This is a genomic window from Pseudoduganella chitinolytica (assembly GCF_029028125.1).
GTDB lineage: Bacteria > Pseudomonadota > Gammaproteobacteria > Burkholderiales > Burkholderiaceae_D > Rugamonas > Rugamonas chitinolytica.
Map to the genome: position 1 here is coordinate 367,558 of NZ_CP119083.1, position 15,364 is coordinate 382,921.

The 15,364-nt window shown below is 65.5% G+C and carries 15 protein-coding genes; 14 read left to right on the forward strand and 1 reads right to left on the reverse strand.

The features are described from left to right. The first annotated feature begins 25 nt into the window (after nt 1-25). From ispG to PX653_RS01695, 14 genes are all read left to right on the forward strand, one after another. Nucleotides 26-1,309, forward strand: a complete 1,284-nt coding sequence (ispG, locus tag PX653_RS01630) for a flavodoxin-dependent (E)-4-hydroxy-3-methylbut-2-enyl-diphosphate synthase (RefSeq protein WP_277416218.1) — start codon at nt 26-28, stop codon at nt 1,307-1,309. A 6-nt stretch (nt 1,310-1,315) separates the two neighbouring features. Then, a complete protein-coding gene (gene hisS / locus PX653_RS01635) occupies nt 1,316-2,665 on the forward strand; it encodes a histidine--tRNA ligase (protein ID WP_277416219.1) in 1,350 nt (449 codons plus the stop codon). A 21-nt stretch (nt 2,666-2,686) separates the two neighbouring features. After that, nucleotides 2,687-3,337, forward strand: a complete 651-nt coding sequence (locus tag PX653_RS01640) for a YfgM family protein (protein ID WP_277416220.1) — start codon at nt 2,687-2,689, stop codon at nt 3,335-3,337. An 86-nt stretch (nt 3,338-3,423) separates the two neighbouring features. Beyond that, the gene (bamB, locus tag PX653_RS01645) at nt 3,424-4,578 is read left to right on the forward strand and encodes an outer membrane protein assembly factor BamB (RefSeq protein ID WP_277416221.1); all 1,155 of its coding nucleotides are present in this window, start codon (nt 3,424-3,426) and stop codon (nt 4,576-4,578) included. Between the two features lie 88 nt (nt 4,579-4,666). Further along, the gene (der, locus tag PX653_RS01650; protein ID WP_277416222.1) at nt 4,667-6,010 is read left to right on the forward strand and encodes a ribosome biogenesis GTPase Der; all 1,344 of its coding nucleotides are present in this window, start codon (nt 4,667-4,669) and stop codon (nt 6,008-6,010) included. 415 nt (nt 6,011-6,425) lie between these two features. Beyond that, nucleotides 6,426-6,662, forward strand: coding sequence for an RNA chaperone Hfq (hfq, locus tag PX653_RS01655; RefSeq protein ID WP_008450615.1), 237 nt, complete (start codon nt 6,426-6,428; stop codon nt 6,660-6,662). Between the two features lie 64 nt (nt 6,663-6,726). Continuing rightward, nucleotides 6,727-7,872 (forward strand): GTPase HflX, encoded by a 1,146-nt coding sequence (gene hflX, locus PX653_RS01660; protein WP_277416223.1) that lies wholly within the window; start codon nt 6,727-6,729, stop codon nt 7,870-7,872. Nucleotides 7,873-7,876: 4 nt separating this feature from the next. Further along, entirely contained in the window at nt 7,877-9,172 is a 1,296-nt protein-coding gene (gene hflK, locus PX653_RS01665) for an FtsH protease activity modulator HflK (protein WP_277416224.1), read from the forward strand. Beyond that, nucleotides 9,173-10,048 (forward strand): protease modulator HflC, encoded by an 876-nt coding sequence (hflC, locus tag PX653_RS01670; RefSeq protein ID WP_277416225.1) that lies wholly within the window; start codon nt 9,173-9,175, stop codon nt 10,046-10,048. Between the two features lie 239 nt (nt 10,049-10,287). Next, nucleotides 10,288-11,448, forward strand: coding sequence for an ATP phosphoribosyltransferase regulatory subunit (locus tag PX653_RS01675; RefSeq protein ID WP_277416226.1), 1,161 nt, complete (start codon nt 10,288-10,290; stop codon nt 11,446-11,448). 5 nt (nt 11,449-11,453) lie between these two features. Next, nucleotides 11,454-12,767, forward strand: coding sequence for an adenylosuccinate synthase (locus PX653_RS01680; protein ID WP_277416227.1), 1,314 nt, complete (start codon nt 11,454-11,456; stop codon nt 12,765-12,767). A 26-nt stretch (nt 12,768-12,793) separates the two neighbouring features. Beyond that, on the forward strand, nt 12,794-13,339 hold the full coding sequence (locus PX653_RS01685) for a phosphoribosyltransferase (RefSeq protein WP_277416228.1): 546 nt from the start codon (nt 12,794-12,796) through the stop codon (nt 13,337-13,339). Nucleotides 13,340-13,444: 105 nt separating this feature from the next. Beyond that, complete coding sequence (locus tag PX653_RS01690; RefSeq protein ID WP_277416229.1) at nt 13,445-14,041, forward strand: MarC family protein; 597 nt, start codon at nt 13,445-13,447, stop codon at nt 14,039-14,041. Nucleotides 14,042-14,051: 10 nt separating this feature from the next. Then, nucleotides 14,052-14,462, forward strand: coding sequence for a lysozyme inhibitor LprI family protein (locus tag PX653_RS01695; RefSeq protein ID WP_277416230.1), 411 nt, complete (start codon nt 14,052-14,054; stop codon nt 14,460-14,462). A gap of 182 nt (nt 14,463-14,644) precedes the next feature. Here PX653_RS01695 and PX653_RS01700 read toward each other — a convergent pair whose 3' ends face one another. After that, entirely contained in the window at nt 14,645-15,256 is a 612-nt protein-coding gene (locus PX653_RS01700) for a hypothetical protein (protein ID WP_277416231.1), read from the reverse strand. Between the last annotated feature and the right edge of the window lie 108 nt (nt 15,257-15,364).

A 15,364-nucleotide genomic window follows, 5' to 3' on the forward strand; every position in this document is an offset into this window, starting at 1 on the left:
GTAAGTCATCATGAGTGTAACGAGCATGTCTTCCCTGATTCTCCCGGCCGCGTCCGCGCAGGCCATCCCGTCCGGCCCCACCCCGCGCCGCGCCAGCCATGGCGTGCTGGTTGCCCATGGCAACCGCAAGGTCTGGGTCGGCGGCGACAATCCCGTCGTCGTGCAGTCGATGACGAATACCGACACGGCCGATGCCGTCGGCACGGCCATCCAGATCAAGGAACTGGCGCGCGCCGGCTCGGAGCTGGTACGCCTGACGGTGGACCGGCCCGAGGCCGCCGCCGCCGTGCCGTACATCCGCGAGCAGCTGGACAAGATGGACATCGACGTGCCGCTGGTGGGCGACTTCCACTACAACGGCCATACGCTGCTGACGGAGTATCCGGACTGCGCGGCGGCCCTGTCGAAGTACCGCATCAATCCGGGCAACGTGGGCAAGGGCGCCAAGCGCGACACGCAGTTCGCCCAGATGATCGAAGTGGCGATCCGCCACGACAAGCCGGTGCGCATCGGCGTCAACTGGGGCTCGCTGGACCAGGCGCTGCTGGCCCGCATCATGGACGAAAACGCGGCCCGCTCGCAGCCCTGGAGCGCCCAGGCCGTGATGTACGAAGCACTGATCACGTCGGCCATCGAGAACGCCGTGCGGGCCGAGGAAATCGGCCTGTCGAAGGACAAGATCATCCTGTCCTGTAAAGTGTCGGGCGTGCAGGACCTGATCGCCGTCTACCGCGAGCTGGCCAAGCGCTGCGACTACCCCTTGCACCTGGGCCTGACGGAAGCGGGCATGGGCAGCAAGGGCATCGTGGCGTCCACCGCCGCGCTGTCCGTGCTGCTGCAGGAAGGCATCGGCGACACGATCCGCATCTCGCTGACGCCCGAACCGGGCGGGGACCGGACCAAGGAAGTCGTCGTCGGCCAGGAGATCCTGCAGACGATGGGCCTGCGCAAGTTCGCGCCGATGGTCATCGCCTGCCCGGGCTGCGGCCGCACGACGTCGACCGTGTTCCAGGAACTGGCGGACGACATCCAGACGTTCCTGCGCGAGCAGATGCCGGAATGGAAAAAGCTGTACCCGGGCGTGGAGGGGATGAACGTGGCCGTGATGGGCTGCATCGTCAACGGCCCGGGCGAATCGAAGCACGCCAATATCGGCATCAGCCTGCCCGGCACGGGCGAATCGCCGGCCGCGCCGGTGTTCGTGGACGGCCAGAAGGTCGCCACCCTGCGCGGCGAAGGCATCGTGCAGGAATTCCAGCAGATCGTGCTGGACTACGTGCAGAAGAATTACTCACCAGTTACCGCATAAAAGAACATGTCAGACAATAAGAAACCTGAAAAGATTGTTGCGATCAAGGGGATGAACGACATCCTGCCGGCCGACGCCCACCTGTGGGAGATCTTCGAGAACACCGCGCAGTCGATCCTGCAAAGCTACGGCTACCAGAACATCCGCACGCCGATCGTCGAGGAGACGCGCCTGTTCGCGCGCGCCATCGGCGCCGTCACCGACATCGTCGAGAAGGAGATGTATTCGTTTACCGACTCGATGAACGGCGACCAGCTGACGCTGCGCCCGGAAGGCACGGCCGGCGTCGTGCGCGCCGTGCTGGAACATAACCTGACCTACGAGGGTCCCAAGCGCCTGTGGTACAAGGGGCAGATGTTCCGCCACGAGCGTCCGCAGCGGGGTCGCTACCGCCAGTTCCACCAGTTCGGTGCGGAAGCCGTCGGCTTCACGGGCCCGGATATCGACGCGGAACTGATCATGCTGTGCCGCCGCCTGTGGGACGACCTGGGCCTACAGAATATCCGCCTCGAACTGAACTCGATCGGCGATGCCGAAGAGCGCGCGCGCCACCGCGTCGACCTGATCGCCTACCTGGAGCAGCACGAGGACATCCTCGACGCGGAAGCCAAGCGCCGCCTGCACACCAACCCGCTGCGCATCCTGGACACGAAGAACCCGGCGATGCAGGAGATGGTCAACGGCGCGCCGAAACTGCTGGACTACCTGGGCGACGAATCGCGCGCGCACTTCGACGGCGTGAAGAAGATCCTGGACCGCAACAACGTGCCGTACGTCGTCAATACGCGCCTGGTGCGCGGCATCGACTACTACAACCGCACCGTGTTCGAATGGGTCACGGACGAGCTGGGCGCGCAGGGCACCGTCTGCGCCGGCGGCCGCTACGATCCGCTGATCGAGATGTTCGGCGGCAAGCCGACGCCCGCCGTGGGCTTCGCGATGGGCATCGAGCGCCTGATCGAACTGATGAAGTCCGCCGGCGAGACGGCCGCGCCGAACCAGTGCGATGTCTACCTGGTGCACCAGGGCGAGGAAGCGCAGATCCAGGCGTTCATCCTGGGCGAGCGCCTGCGCGATGCGGGCCTGGACGTGATGCTGCACTGCGCGACGCCAGCGGGTGCCGGCAGCTTCAAGAGCCAGATGAAGAAGGCCGACGGCAGCGGTGCGGCGTTTGCCGTCATCATCGGCGACGACGAAGTGGCCAACAAGACAGCCAACGTCAAGGCGCTGCGCGGCGCTGAAGGCGAGCAGCAGCAGGCCACCGTACCGTACGACGACGTGGTCGACTACATCGTCGACCAGGTCGTCGGGGACCATGATCACGGCGACGACGCCCACGTGCACTACCACCACTAATTCTAAAAGCGAACAGCATCCATGGCATACGATCTCGAAGAACAAGAACAGCTCGCCACCCTGAAGGCGTGGTGGGCAAAGTACGGCAACGCGGCGACCTGGGTGGTCGTGGCGGGCCTGGCCGCATACTCCGGCTGGACCGGCTGGAACTATTACCAGCGCACCCAGTCCGCGGAGGCCTCGGCCCTGTACGACGAACTGCGCAACGCGGCGGGCAAGGACAACGCCAAGGTGCAGCGCGCCGCCGCCGACATCGAAAGCCGCTACGGCAGCACGCTGTATGCGCAGCTGGGCGCGCTGACGGCCGCCAAGGCCGCATTCGACGCCAAGGACAACAAGGCCGCCAAGGCCCAGCTGCAGTGGGTGATCGAGCATGGCAGCGACGAGTACAAGGCGATGGCGAAAGTGCGCCTGGCGGGCGTGCTGCTGGACGAGAAGGCGTATGACGAGGCGCTGAAGACGCTGTCGGGCGACATCCCGGCGCAGTTCGCGGCCAGCGTCAACGACCGCAAGGGCGACATCCTGGCGGCCCAGCAGAAGCTGGCGGAAGCCCGCACGGCCTACCAGGCCGCGCTGGACAAGACCGACAAGAAAAGCCCGGCGCGCCAGCTGATCGAACTGAAGTTCGAGGCCGTCGGCGGCGTCGTGCCGGAAGAGAAGCCGGCCGCGTAAGCGCGCCGCACGAGGCAGCACAGCACGCAAGGCGGCGCCACGGGCGCCGCCGCAAGCCCCACACCAAGAGGAGCACACAAGAACTTATGCGTATCACCGGAAAAGTAATCGGCGTAAGCCTGCTGGCCATGACGGCCGGCTGCGGCACCCTGGGTTCCCTGAATCCGTTCAAGGAGAAGGACAAGAACCCGCCCGCGAAGCTGGTCGACATCAAGTCGCCGATCCCGGCGCGCATCGTCTGGAAGCACTCGGCCGGCAAGGCGGGCCTGTACGTGTTCTCGCCGGCGCTGGCGGAGAACAGCCTGTACGTGGCCGACAACGACGGCAACGTCGAACGCCTGGACGCGGCCACCGGCAAGTCGCAGTGGCGCATCAAGGCAGGCACGAACCTGACGGCCGGCGTCGGCTCGAACGGCAAGGTCGTCGCCGTGGGCGGCACCAAGGGGCAGGTCATCGCCCTGGATGCGGCCACCGGCAGCCAGCTGTGGAAGGTGCAGGCGTCGTCCGAGGTGCTGTCGGCGCCGGCCGTCAGCGACGAGCTGGTGATCGTGCGCAGCATGGACAACAAGATCACGGCCTACGACAACAAGACGGGCGAGCGCAAATGGTTCATCCAGCGCACCACGCCGCCGCTGACCTTGCGCAACGCGCCGGGTGTCGTCGTGGCCGCGCCGAACGTCTACGTGGCGCAGCCGGCCGGGCGCCTGCTGGCGCTGGCGCTGTCGAACGGCGTGCCGCGCTTCGAGGTGCCGGTGGCCGAGCCGCGCGGCACCACGGAACTGGAACGCGTGTCCGACATCGGCGGCAATCCCGTCGTGCTGGGTACCGATATCTGCGCCGTCACGTACCAGGGCAAGGTCGGCTGCTTCGACCTGCAGACGGGCGTGCCGCGCTGGACCAAGGAAACCTCGTCCGACGTGGGCGTGGCGGTGGATCAGCGCTTCGTCTTCGTGGCCGACGACAAGGGCGCGGTAGCGGCCTACGGTCGCGAGGCCGGCGCCAGCGCGTGGAAGAACGACTCGCTGGCCAACCGCGTGCTGTCGACGCCGTTGTCGTACGGCCGCGTGGTGGCCGTGGGCGACTACCAGGGCTACGTGCACCTGCTGTCGCGCGAGGACGGCGCCATGCTGGGCCGCGTGTCGGTCGACGGCAGCGCCATCAAGTCGGTGCCCATCGTGGCCGGCTCGAACATGATCTTCCAGACGCAGAACGGCACCGTGGCCGCCATCGCGGTCGAGTAACTCCCCCGGGCGGCCGCAGGGGCCGTCCGCAGTATTTTAAAAACCAAGCAGTATTAATGACCGCCTCGCGCGGTTGAGTTGAAAAAGAATGAAGCCGGTAATTGCACTCGTGGGCCGCCCGAACGTCGGGAAATCGACCCTATTCAATCGTCTGACCCGCTCGCGCGACGCGCTGGTGGCGGACTTGCCTGGTCTGACGCGCGATCGTCACTATGGCGAGGGCCGCATTGGCGAACGTCCCTTCCTGGTCATCGATACCGGCGGTTTCGAACCGGTCGCGAAGGAAGGCATCATGTTCCAGATGGCGCTGCAGACCAAGCAGGCCGTCGCCGAAGCGGACGTCGTCGTCTTCCTCGTCGACGGCCGCCAGGGCATGACGCCGCACGACAAGACCATCACGGACTTCCTGCGCAAGAGCGGCCGCCCCGTGCTGCTGGTCGTGAACAAGGCCGAGGGGATGAAGTACACCTCCGCCGTGTCCGACTTCTACGAGCTGGGCCTGGGCGATCCGTACGCGATCTCCGGCGCCCATGGCGACGGCGTGCACGACCTGGTGCAGGAAGCGCTGGACAAGGCGTTCGCGTCGCGGCCAGGCGACGCCGAAGAGCTGCTGCCGGCCGAGCGCGGCATCAAGCTGGCGCTGGTGGGCCGCCCGAACGTGGGCAAGTCCACGCTGATCAATACGCTGGTGGGCGAAGAGCGCGTGATCGCGTTCGACATGCCGGGCACCACGCGCGACTCGATCGAGATCCCCTTCGAGCGCGACGGCAAGCACTACACGCTGATCGACACGGCCGGTATCCGCCGCCGCGGCAAGGTGTTCGAGGCGGTCGAGAAGTTCTCGGTCGTCAAGACGCTGCAGTCGATCTCGGAAGCCAACGTCGTCGTGCTGATGCTCGATGCGCAGCAGGACATCTCGGAGCAGGATGCGCACATCGCCGGCTTCATCCTGGAAAGCGGCCGCGCCCTGGTGCTGGCGGTGAACAAGTGGGATGGCCTGACGTCGGACCAGCGCGACAAGGTCAAGATGGACATGGACCGCAAGATCGACTTCCTCAGCTTCGCCAACACCCACTTCATCTCCGCGCTGAAGGGGACGGGCATTGCCCAGCTGATGAAATCGGTGGATTCGGCCTACGCGGCCGCGATGGCCGACCTGTCGACGCCGAAGCTGACGCGCGCGCTGGCCGAAGCGGTCGAGAAGCAGGAGCCGAAGCGCAAGGGCGGCATGCGGCCGAAGATGCGCTACGCCCACCAGGGCGGCATGAACCCGCCGATCATCGTCATCCACGGCAATTCGCTGGACGCGATCAGCGAGCCGTACAAGCGCTACCTGGAAAAGCATTTCCGCGACACGTTCCAGCTGGTCGGCACGCCGCTGCGCATCGAGCTGCGTACCGGCAAGAATCCTTTCGACAAGCGCAAGGAATAAGCGGGCCTGGGGTCTGTCCCCGGTAAGTGTGAACGCAAGCGCTCGCACGGGACGTCGCCAGGGGACTGACCCCGGTTTTTATCGCGCTGGCCGAGCGGGTCTCTTTTTGGTGCGTAGGTACGCCGGCACAAAACCGGGGTCAGTCCCCTCGTGGCGCTTGAGGCAAGCGCCAGAGCCATTACTTACCGGGGACAGACCCCAGCGGATCGACCCGCGCCGACCCGGTCAGCAGGGAAACCCCTGTACGATTTAAGTCCCGCGACCCTGCATAAAACATAAAAACAGGTTACAGTAGCTTCAAAGCATTCCCGCCTGGCCGAGGGGGCTTTTTCCCTCTGCAAAAGGGGTGTGGCCGGCACTTGAATTCAAGCGTTTCGCCTCCAATTCCAACACAACAACATAAACTGGAGCTGTTATGAGCAATAAAGGGCAATTGTTACAAGACCCATTTCTGAATGCGCTGCGTAAAGAGCACGTTCCCGTCTCGATCTACCTGGTCAACGGTATCAAACTGCAAGGCCATATCGAGTCCTTCGACCAGTACGTCGTCCTGCTGCGCAACACCGTCACCCAGATGGTCTACAAGCACGCCATCTCGACCGTGGTCCCTGCGCGCGCCGTCAACCTCAACATCGAATCCGAGGCCGAGTGAACGCGTTGATCGATCAGACAACGCCGTTCCCCGCTCGTTCGCTTCAACCTCGCCTGACCGTCGTATGCGCGCAGCCTTAGTCGGAGTCGATTTCGGTCAGGGCGACTTCGCCGCCAGTATCGAGGAGTTGATGCTGCTCGCGCGTTCCGCGGGGGCAGAGCCCGTCACGACCGTTACCGGCAAGCGCTCCAGCCCCGACGCGGCCTATTTCGTCGGCAGCGGCAAGGCCGACGAGATCGGCCATGCCGTGCAGGACCTGAAGCTGGAGATCGTCATCTTCAACCATGCGCTGTCGCCCGCGCAGCAGCGTAACCTCGAGAAACGCCTGAACGTGCGCGTGCTCGACCGCACCAGCCTGATCCTCGACATCTTCGCCCAGCGGGCGCAGAGCCACGAGGGCAAGCTGCAGGTCGAGCTGGCGCAGCTGCAGCACCTGTCCACGCGGCTGATCCGCGGCTGGACCCACCTGGAACGGCAAAAGGGCGGTATTGGCCTGCGCGGTCCCGGTGAAACCCAGCTGGAAACCGACCGCCGGCTGATCGGCGAGCGCGTCAAGATGCTGCGGGCCCGGCTGGCGAAGCTGCGCAAGCAGCACGAGACCCAGCGCCGCGCGCGCGGTCGCAACAAGACGTTTTCCGTGTCGCTGGTCGGCTATACCAATGCCGGCAAATCCACGCTGTTCAACACGATGACGAAGGCCGGCGTGTACGTCGCCGACCAGCTGTTCGCCACGCTGGACACCACTTCGCGCCGCATGTACATGGGCGAGGAGACGGGCCACGTGGTCATTTCCGACACCGTCGGCTTCGTGCGCGAACTGCCCCACCAACTGGTGGCGGCATTCCGTGCAACGCTGGAGGAGACCATCCACGCCGACCTGCTGCTGCACGTCGTCGATGCGGCCAGCCCCGTCAAGATGGAGCAGATCGAGCAGGTCAACATGGTTCTGCGCGAGATCGGCGCCGATCACATCCCCCAGATCCTGGTGTGGAACAAGATCGACGCGGCGGGGCAGGAACCGGGCGTCGAGCGTGATGAATATGATAAGATTTCACGCGTATTCATCAGCGCGCGCACGGGGTCGGGACTCGACCTGCTGCGTGACGCCATCATCGAGGCGGCCAGGAACCAGCAGGAAGCCGACGCCCATCCCCGGGACGATGTAGCGCCGGACGCTATTTCCACATTCACCCATGTCGGAACACACTAATAACATGCCTCTTTCCTATTTCAAGAAGAGAAAAGGCCTGAAGCTGTCGCTGAACGATCCCCGCTGGGGCTCCGACAAGGATGGCAACAGGCAGGCCCAGGAAGGCAAGAAGCCCGGTGAAGGACCGCCGGATCTCGACCAATTGTGGCGCGATTTCAACCAGCGCCTGAACGGCCTGTTCGGCAACAAGAACCGCAACAACGGCGGTGGCGGCAACGGCGGCGGCAGTGGCGGCGGCGAGCTCAAAGGCGCCGGCATCACCGTCGGCGCCGTCGCGACCATCGCCGTGCTGGTGTGGCTGGCCAGCGGCGCGTTCATCGTCCAGGAAGGCCAGAAGGGCATCGTCACCACGTTCGGCCGCTACAGCCACGAGACGCCGGCCGGCTTCAACTGGCGCTGGCCGTACCCGTTCCAGGCCAACGAGACCGTCAACGTCTCGCAGGTGCGCACCGTCGAGGTGGGCTACCGCACCAACGTGCGCAACAAGCAGGCCGCCGAATCGCTGATGCTGACGGACGACGAGAACATCATCGACATCCAGTTCGCCGTGCAGTACCGCCTGTCCGATCCGAAGGCCTGGCTGTACAACAACCGCGACGCCGAAGACACCGTGCGCCAGGTGGCCGAGACGTCGATCCGCGAGATCGTCGGCAAGAGCAAGATGGACTTCGTGCTGTACGAGGGTCGCGAGAAGGTCGCGTACGAGACGCAGCAGCTGATGCAGCAGATCCTGGACCGCTACGCGTCCGGCGCCATGGTCACGAACGTGACGATGCAGGCCGTGCAGCCGCCGGAGCAGGTGCAGGCCGCGTTCGACGATGCCGTCAAGGCCGGCCAGGACCGCGAGCGCCAGAAGAACGAAGGCCAGGCGTATGCCAACGACATCATTCCGAAGGCGCGCGGCTACGCGTTCCGCCTGCAGCAGGAGGCCGAGGCCTATCGCTCGATGGTGACCGAGAACGCGCTGGGCAACGCCGACCGCTTCAAGGCCGTGCTGGTGGAATACCAGAAGGCCCCGGCCGTGACGCGCGACCGCATGTACCTGGAAACGATGCAGCAGATCTTCGCCAACACCAGCAAGGTGATGGTCGACGCCAAGGCCGGCAGCAACCTGCTGTACCTGCCGCTGGACAAGCTGATCGCCCAGGTCGCCGCGACCGAAGCGAACCGCAGCAACCTCACCGCGCCGCCGCCGGCCGCAGTGCTGCTGCCGCCGCCCGAGAACACCATGAGTTCGACCGACCCGCGCCGCGAAAGCAACCGCGCCCGCGAGTCGTCGCGCGACCGGGAGAGCCGTTAAATGAACCGCATCGTTACGTTCCTCGTCACGGGCTTCATCGCCGTGATGCTGCTGTCGTCGACCGTTTTTGTCGTCGACCAGCGCAAGTTCGCCATCGTGTTCGCGCTGGGTGAAGTCAAGCAGGTGATCAACGAACCGGGGCTGCACTTCAAGCTGCCGCCGCCGTTCCAGAACATCCTGTACCTGGACAAGCGCATCCTGACGCTCGACTCGCCGGAAGCGGACCGCTTCATCACGGCCGAGAAGATGAACATCCTGGTCGACTCGTTCGTCAAGTGGCGCATCACCGATCCGAAGCTGTATTTCGTCAGCTTCGGCGGCGACGAAGGCCGCGCGCGCGACCGCATGTCGCAGATCGTCAAGGCGGCGCTGAACGACGAGATCACCAAGCGCACCGTGCGCGAAGTGATCTCCGGCCAGCGCGGCAAGGTGATGGAGGCGATCCGCACCAAGGTCTTCGTGGAAGCCAAGCAGATCGGCGTGCAGATCCTCGACGTGCGCCTGAAGCGGGTCGACTACGTCGAGCAGATCAACAACTCGGTGTACGAGCGGATGAAGGCGGAGCGCGTGCGCGTCGCCAACGAGCTGCGCTCGACCGGTTCGGCCGACTCCGAGAAGATCCGCGCCGACGCCGACAAGCAGCGCACCGTGATCCTGGCCGAAGCCTACCGCGACGCCGAGCGTGTCCGCGGCGAAGGCGATGCCAAGGCCAGCGCGATCTACGCGGAGGCATTCGGCCGCAATCCGGAGTTCTACAAGTTCTACCGCAGCCTGGAAGCCTACCGCTCGTCGTTCAAGACCAAGGCCGACGTGATGCTGGTCGATCCGAACTCGGAGTTCTTCAAGTACTTCAAGGGCGCCGGCTCGGGCAAGTGAGGCATAAGGGACTGTCCCCGCAGGGGACTGTCCCTGAGGTTTGCCAGAGCTGCCGGAATGCCTACAGCACTTCGGGGTCGGTCCCGCAGGGGCTGACCCTGACCCGAAGGCCGCGAAAGCGGCCTTTTTTTCCTCTTTATCACGGTTTTCGCGTAAAATATGCGGTTCGGCCTCAGCCGCCGAGTGGCGCGCCCGCGCGCTTGACCGAATTTTAACTACGCGAACAACCCGGTTCTCCCATGCCGAATTGGCTTTTGCCTGAACATATCGCCGACGTCCTCCCGTCGGAGGCGCGCAAGATCGAAGAGCTGCGCCGCCTGATGCTGGATAACTTCCGCCGCTACGGCTACGAGCTCGTCATGCCGCCGCTGCTGGAATACGTCGAATCCCTGCTGGCCGGTGCCGGCCAGGACACGGACCTGCGCACCTTCAAGCTCGTCGACCAGATCTCCGGCCGCATGCTGGGCCTGCGCGCCGACATGACGACGCAGGTCGCCCGCATCGACGCGCACCTGCTCAATCGTGCCACCGTCACGCGCCTGTGCTACGCCGGCCCCGTGCTGCATACCCGTCCTTCGGGCCTGCATGCCACCCGCGAACCGCTGCAGATCGGCGCCGAGATCTACGGCCATGCCGGCCTCGAAGCGGATGCCGAGATCCAGGAACTGGCGCTGGCGTCGCTCGAGATGGCCGGCTTCTCGGAGGTGCGCCTGGACCTGGCCCACGTGGGCGTGCTGCGCGCGATCCTGGACCTGGACCCGGCCGCCGGCAAGCAGCACTTCGCCATCGTGCAGCTGCTGCGCGCGAAAGACGTGCCGGGCCTGCGCGAGCTGGCCGCCGGCTTCGCGCCGGCCACGCGCGATGCGCTGCTGGCGCTGCCGAACCTGTACGGCGACGTGGACGTCCTGAAGGCGGCGCGCACGGCACTGCCGGACGTGCCGGGCATCGCCAAGGCGCTGGCCGAACTGGCCGCGCTGGCGGCATCGGCCATCGGCCGTGCCGACGTGGCGATCGACCTGGCCGACCTGCGCGGCTACCAGTACGAAAGCGGCGCCACGTTCGCGCTGTACGTGCCGGGCCTGCCGAACGCGGTGGCGCGTGGCGGCCGCTACGACCACGTGGGCGAGGCCTTTGGCCGCGCCCGCCCCGCGACCGGGTTCTCGATGGACCTGCGCGAGCTGGCGCGCCTGCTGCCGACGGCGGACCGCAAGCATGCGATCCGCGCGCCGTGGGGCAATGCGCCGGAACTGAAAGACAAGATCGCCGAGCTGCGCAAGGCCGGTGAAGTCGTGATCCAGTCCTTGCCGGGTCACAGCAATGAACAGGACGAGTTCGAGTGCGACCGCGCGCTGGTGCTCGACGATAGTGGTAGTAACTGGATTCTTAAAAACTTAGGTTAAGTGTGATGTCAAAGAAAATCACTGCAAAAAACGTGGTCGTCATCGGTACCCAATGGGGCGATGAAGGCAAGGGCAAAATCGTCGACTGGCTGACCGAACACGCGCAAGGCGTGGTGCGCTTCCAGGGCGGCCACAACGCGGGCCACACGCTGGTCATCGGCGGCGTCAAGACGGCACTGCAGCTGATCCCGTCGGGCATCATGCGCCCGGGCGTGGCCTGCTACATCGGCAACGGCGTCGTGGTCTCGGTACCGGACGTGCTGCGCGAGATCGACAAGCTGGAAGCGGTCGGCGTGGAAGTGGCGTCGCGCCTGAAGGTGTCGGAAGCCTGCCCCGTGATCCTGCCTTACCACAGCGCGCTGGACGCGGCCCGTGAGGCGGCCCGCGGCGCCGCCAAGATCGGCACGACCGGCAAGGGCATCGGCCCGGCCTACGAAGACAAGGTGGCGCGCCGCGCCATCCGTGTCGCCGACCTGCTGAACGAAAAGCGTTTCGCCGAGAAGCTGGCCGAGAACCTGGACTACCACAACTTCGTGCTGGAAAACTATCTGAAGGCACCGAAGGTCGAGTACCAGAAGACGCTGGACGACGCGCTGGCCTACGTGCCGCGCCTGCGCCCGATGGTCGCCGACGTGTCGAGCGCCCTGTACGCCGCCCACAAGGCCGGCGCCAACCTGCTGTTCGAAGGCGCGCAAGGCTCGTTGCTGGACGTCGACCACGGCACCTATCCGTTCGTCACGTCGTCCAACTGCGTGGCCGGCAATGCCGCCGCCGGTGCCGGCGTCGGCCCGAACATGCTGCACTACATCCTGGGCATCACCAAGGCCTACACGACGCGCGTCGGTTCGGGTCCGTTCCCGTCCGAGCTGCCGACCGATGCCGGCGTCGGCCATCACCTGGCGCAAGTGGGCCACGAGTTCGGCACCGTGACGGGTCGTGCCCGTCGCTGCGGCTGGTTCGACGCCGCGCTGCTGCGCCGCTCCGTGCAGATCAACGGCGTGTCGGGCATGTGCCTGACCAAGCTGGACGTGCTGGACGGCCTGGAAACGCTGAAGCTGTGCACCGGCTACATGGTCGACGGCGTCCGCACCGACATCTTCCCGGTCGGTGCCGAGGAAGCCGCGCGTTGCGAGCCGATCTACGAAGAGATGCCTGGCTGGACCGACAGCACCGTCGGCGCCAAGTCGCTGGCGGCACTGCCGGCCAACGCCCGTGCCTACATCAAGCGCATCGAAGAACTGGTCGGCGTGCCGGTCGACATGGTCTCCACCGGTCCTGACCGCGAAGAGACGATCGTCCTGCGCCACCCGTTCGAATAACAAGAAACAAGAAGCAGAGGAATTACATGAACGCCCCTCAATCCAACGAAAAGCACCTGTGGGTGTCCTGGGATGAATACCACCGCCTGATCGAGCGGCTGGCGCTGAAGGTGTACGAATCGGGCTGGAAGTTCGACATGGTGCTGTGCCTGGCGCGCGGCGGCGTGCGTCCCGGCGACGTGTTCTCGCGCATCTTCGACGTGCCGCTGGCGATCCTGTCGACCAGCTCGTACCGCGAAGACAAGGGCACCACGCAGGGCGACCTGGACATCGCCAAGTACATGACGATGACGAAGGGCCCGCTGTCCGGCAAGATCCTGCTGGTCGACGACCTGGCCGATTCGGGCGTGACGCTGACGAAAGTCATGCAGCACCTGAAGGACAACTTCGAGGGCGTGACGGAAGTGAAGTCGGCCGTGATCTGGACCAAGGGCTGCTCCGCCTTCAAGCCGGACTACCAGATGGAAGAGCTGCCGCACAACCCATGGATCCACCAGCCGTTCGAGGACTACGACGGCATCCGCCCGCACCAGCTGGCGGCCTGGATCAAGAAGGGCGAAGCGCAGTCCTGACTGCTGGCGCTCGCACGACGATGGCGGAAGGCTGCACAAGCCTTCCGCCATTTTTTTATCGCCGCTGCTACCATGGTGGCAGGCCAATAAGAACAAGAGAACACCATGACCGAGAATTTCTTCCAGACCTTCATCCTGCTGCTGCTCGTGACCGACCCGTTCGGCAACGTGCCGCTGTTCGCCACCGCGCTGGCACCCGTCCCGCCGGCCAGGCGGCCGAAGATCGTCGTGCGCGAGTGCTTCATCGCCTTTATCGTGCTGCTGACGTTCATGTTCTTCGGCCGCCACTTCCTGCAGGCGCTGTCGCTGTCGGAAGTGTCGCTGCGCATCGCCGGCAGCGTGATCCTGATGATGATCGCCATCCGCATGGTGTTCCCGCACCCGGACGGCGTGCTGGGACGATCGGAAGGCGGCGAGCCGTTCATCGTGCCGCTGGCCATCCCCGCCCTGGCCGGCCCGTCGGCGCTGGCCACGGTGCTGCTGTTCTCGCGCGAAAGCGCAGGGGAGGTGGCGATCCACGTGGCGGCGCTGGCCGCTGTCGTCGTCGTCTGGCTGGCCGTGTTCCTGGGCGCCGAGAAGCTGCAGAAGGTGCTGGGCACGCAGGTGATGACGGCGTTCGAGCGGCTGATGGGATTGATCCTGGCCGCGATATCGGTGGAGATGCTGCTGGGCGGGGTGCGGGAGTTCGTCAAGACCTTGTAAGGAGCGAGCGATGATCCGACGACTGACTTGCGCCAGCGCGCTGCTGGCGGCGCTGGCGCCTGCCCTGGCGCAGGACGACGTGCGTTGCAACCCGTCCGGCGCCCAGGCCGGGTTGAACGCCTGCGCCGCGGACGATTTCAAGAAGGCGGACAAGGAACTGAACGCCACGTGGCAGGCGCTGTTGCGCAAGGAAGCCGCCGACAAGATCTTCGCCGCCAAGCTGCGCACGGCCCAGAAGGCCTGGCTGGCGTTTCGCGATGCGGAGCTGGACGCCCACTTCGCCTGCGAGAGCGAAGACAGCCGGATGTGCTGGGGCTCGATGGAGGCGATGTCGTACCTGATGCGCAAGAAGGACCTGACGCAGCAGCGCACCCGGATGCTGAAGGACATGCTCGAGCGCGGACACGGCCATTACCAGTAGGGAAGGGGTCCTACCTGCATACGGTACAACGCAATGCTCACTTGCCACAGGCGCATGTACCACCCCAAGACCGGAAACCGGGGTCAGACCCGGCGGGTCTGACCCCAGCTCTTTGCTGTTGGGTGCACGTGCCGTTGAGTCCCTCCGCGGTCCCTGGCCTCTCGGGTTTGCAAGCGCTCCCGTCAACCCCCGCCGGACAACGACTGCACGGCAGACAGCGCGCCCGCCAGGTCGCCACCGACCTGCTTCTTCCAAAGCGCTGCGGCAGCCGACAACTTCCTGGCAGCGATCAGTTCCAGCAGCTGGCCACGAACCTCCTCGTCGAGCCCCTGCAATTGGCGCACGACCGGCGAACGCGGCTCGCCATGCCGCCCGCTCGGGTCGAGCTCCATCAGGCTCGAATGCAGCGAATAGATGGGCGCGGCGCTGCTGTCCGTGCCCGCAAGCCGTACGGACAGCTCGAGCTCGACCGGTAATTCCAGCCCCAGCGCCTCGGCAGGGTCGTCGATCAGTTGGGCGACGTTGTAGATCAGGTCCACCTGCGTTTCGCGGACCAGGTCGAGCAGGTCGGCCGGATCGGCGCCGCTGTCCAGCAAGCGCCGCAACGCCGCGCCGCCGTTGCGCGTCGCGTCCAGCGGCTGCGTTTCGTCGATGATGGCGCTCCACAGGCCGCGCAGCAGCAGTTCGCCGCACAGCGAGCGGGCGTCGCCATGCCTGACATCGCGGCCGATCGCGCGGGCGGCGTCGGGCGCAACGCCCAGTTGTTCAAGTGCGGAAGCCATCGGATCGGTCATTGCCATGTTCTCGTAAGTATTCAGGAGCGTGCCCGGCCGCGGGCCCAGCCCCGGCCATGGATGAGCCGGGAAACAGCACGGCATCATCCTCCGTGACAATTCGCTAGA

Excerpts from the sequence above, each read along its gene's own strand:
- ispG (WP_277416218.1), top strand. The coding sequence starts at position 26 with ATGTCTTCCCTGATTCTCCCGGCCGCGTCCGCGCAGGCCATCCCGTCC.
- hisS (WP_277416219.1), top strand. The coding sequence starts at position 1,316 with ATGTCAGACAATAAGAAACCTGAAAAGATTGTTGCGATCAAGGGGATG.
- PX653_RS01640 (WP_277416220.1), top strand. The coding sequence starts at position 2,687 with ATGGCATACGATCTCGAAGAACAAGAACAGCTCGCCACCCTGAAGGCG.
- bamB (WP_277416221.1), top strand. The coding sequence starts at position 3,424 with ATGCGTATCACCGGAAAAGTAATCGGCGTAAGCCTGCTGGCCATGACG.
- der (WP_277416222.1), top strand. The coding sequence starts at position 4,667 with ATGAAGCCGGTAATTGCACTCGTGGGCCGCCCGAACGTCGGGAAATCG.
- hfq (WP_008450615.1), top strand. The coding sequence starts at position 6,426 with ATGAGCAATAAAGGGCAATTGTTACAAGACCCATTTCTGAATGCGCTG.
- hflX (WP_277416223.1), top strand. The coding sequence starts at position 6,727 with ATGCGCGCAGCCTTAGTCGGAGTCGATTTCGGTCAGGGCGACTTCGCC.
- hflK (WP_277416224.1), top strand. The coding sequence starts at position 7,877 with ATGCCTCTTTCCTATTTCAAGAAGAGAAAAGGCCTGAAGCTGTCGCTG.
- hflC (WP_277416225.1), top strand. The coding sequence starts at position 9,173 with ATGAACCGCATCGTTACGTTCCTCGTCACGGGCTTCATCGCCGTGATG.
- PX653_RS01675 (WP_277416226.1), top strand. The coding sequence starts at position 10,288 with ATGCCGAATTGGCTTTTGCCTGAACATATCGCCGACGTCCTCCCGTCG.
- PX653_RS01680 (WP_277416227.1), top strand. The coding sequence starts at position 11,454 with ATGTCAAAGAAAATCACTGCAAAAAACGTGGTCGTCATCGGTACCCAA.
- PX653_RS01685 (WP_277416228.1), top strand. The coding sequence starts at position 12,794 with ATGAACGCCCCTCAATCCAACGAAAAGCACCTGTGGGTGTCCTGGGAT.
- PX653_RS01690 (WP_277416229.1), top strand. The coding sequence starts at position 13,445 with ATGACCGAGAATTTCTTCCAGACCTTCATCCTGCTGCTGCTCGTGACC.
- PX653_RS01695 (WP_277416230.1), top strand. The coding sequence starts at position 14,052 with ATGATCCGACGACTGACTTGCGCCAGCGCGCTGCTGGCGGCGCTGGCG.
- PX653_RS01700 (WP_277416231.1), bottom strand. The coding sequence starts at position 15,256 with ATGACCGATCCGATGGCTTCCGCACTTGAACAACTGGGCGTTGCGCCC.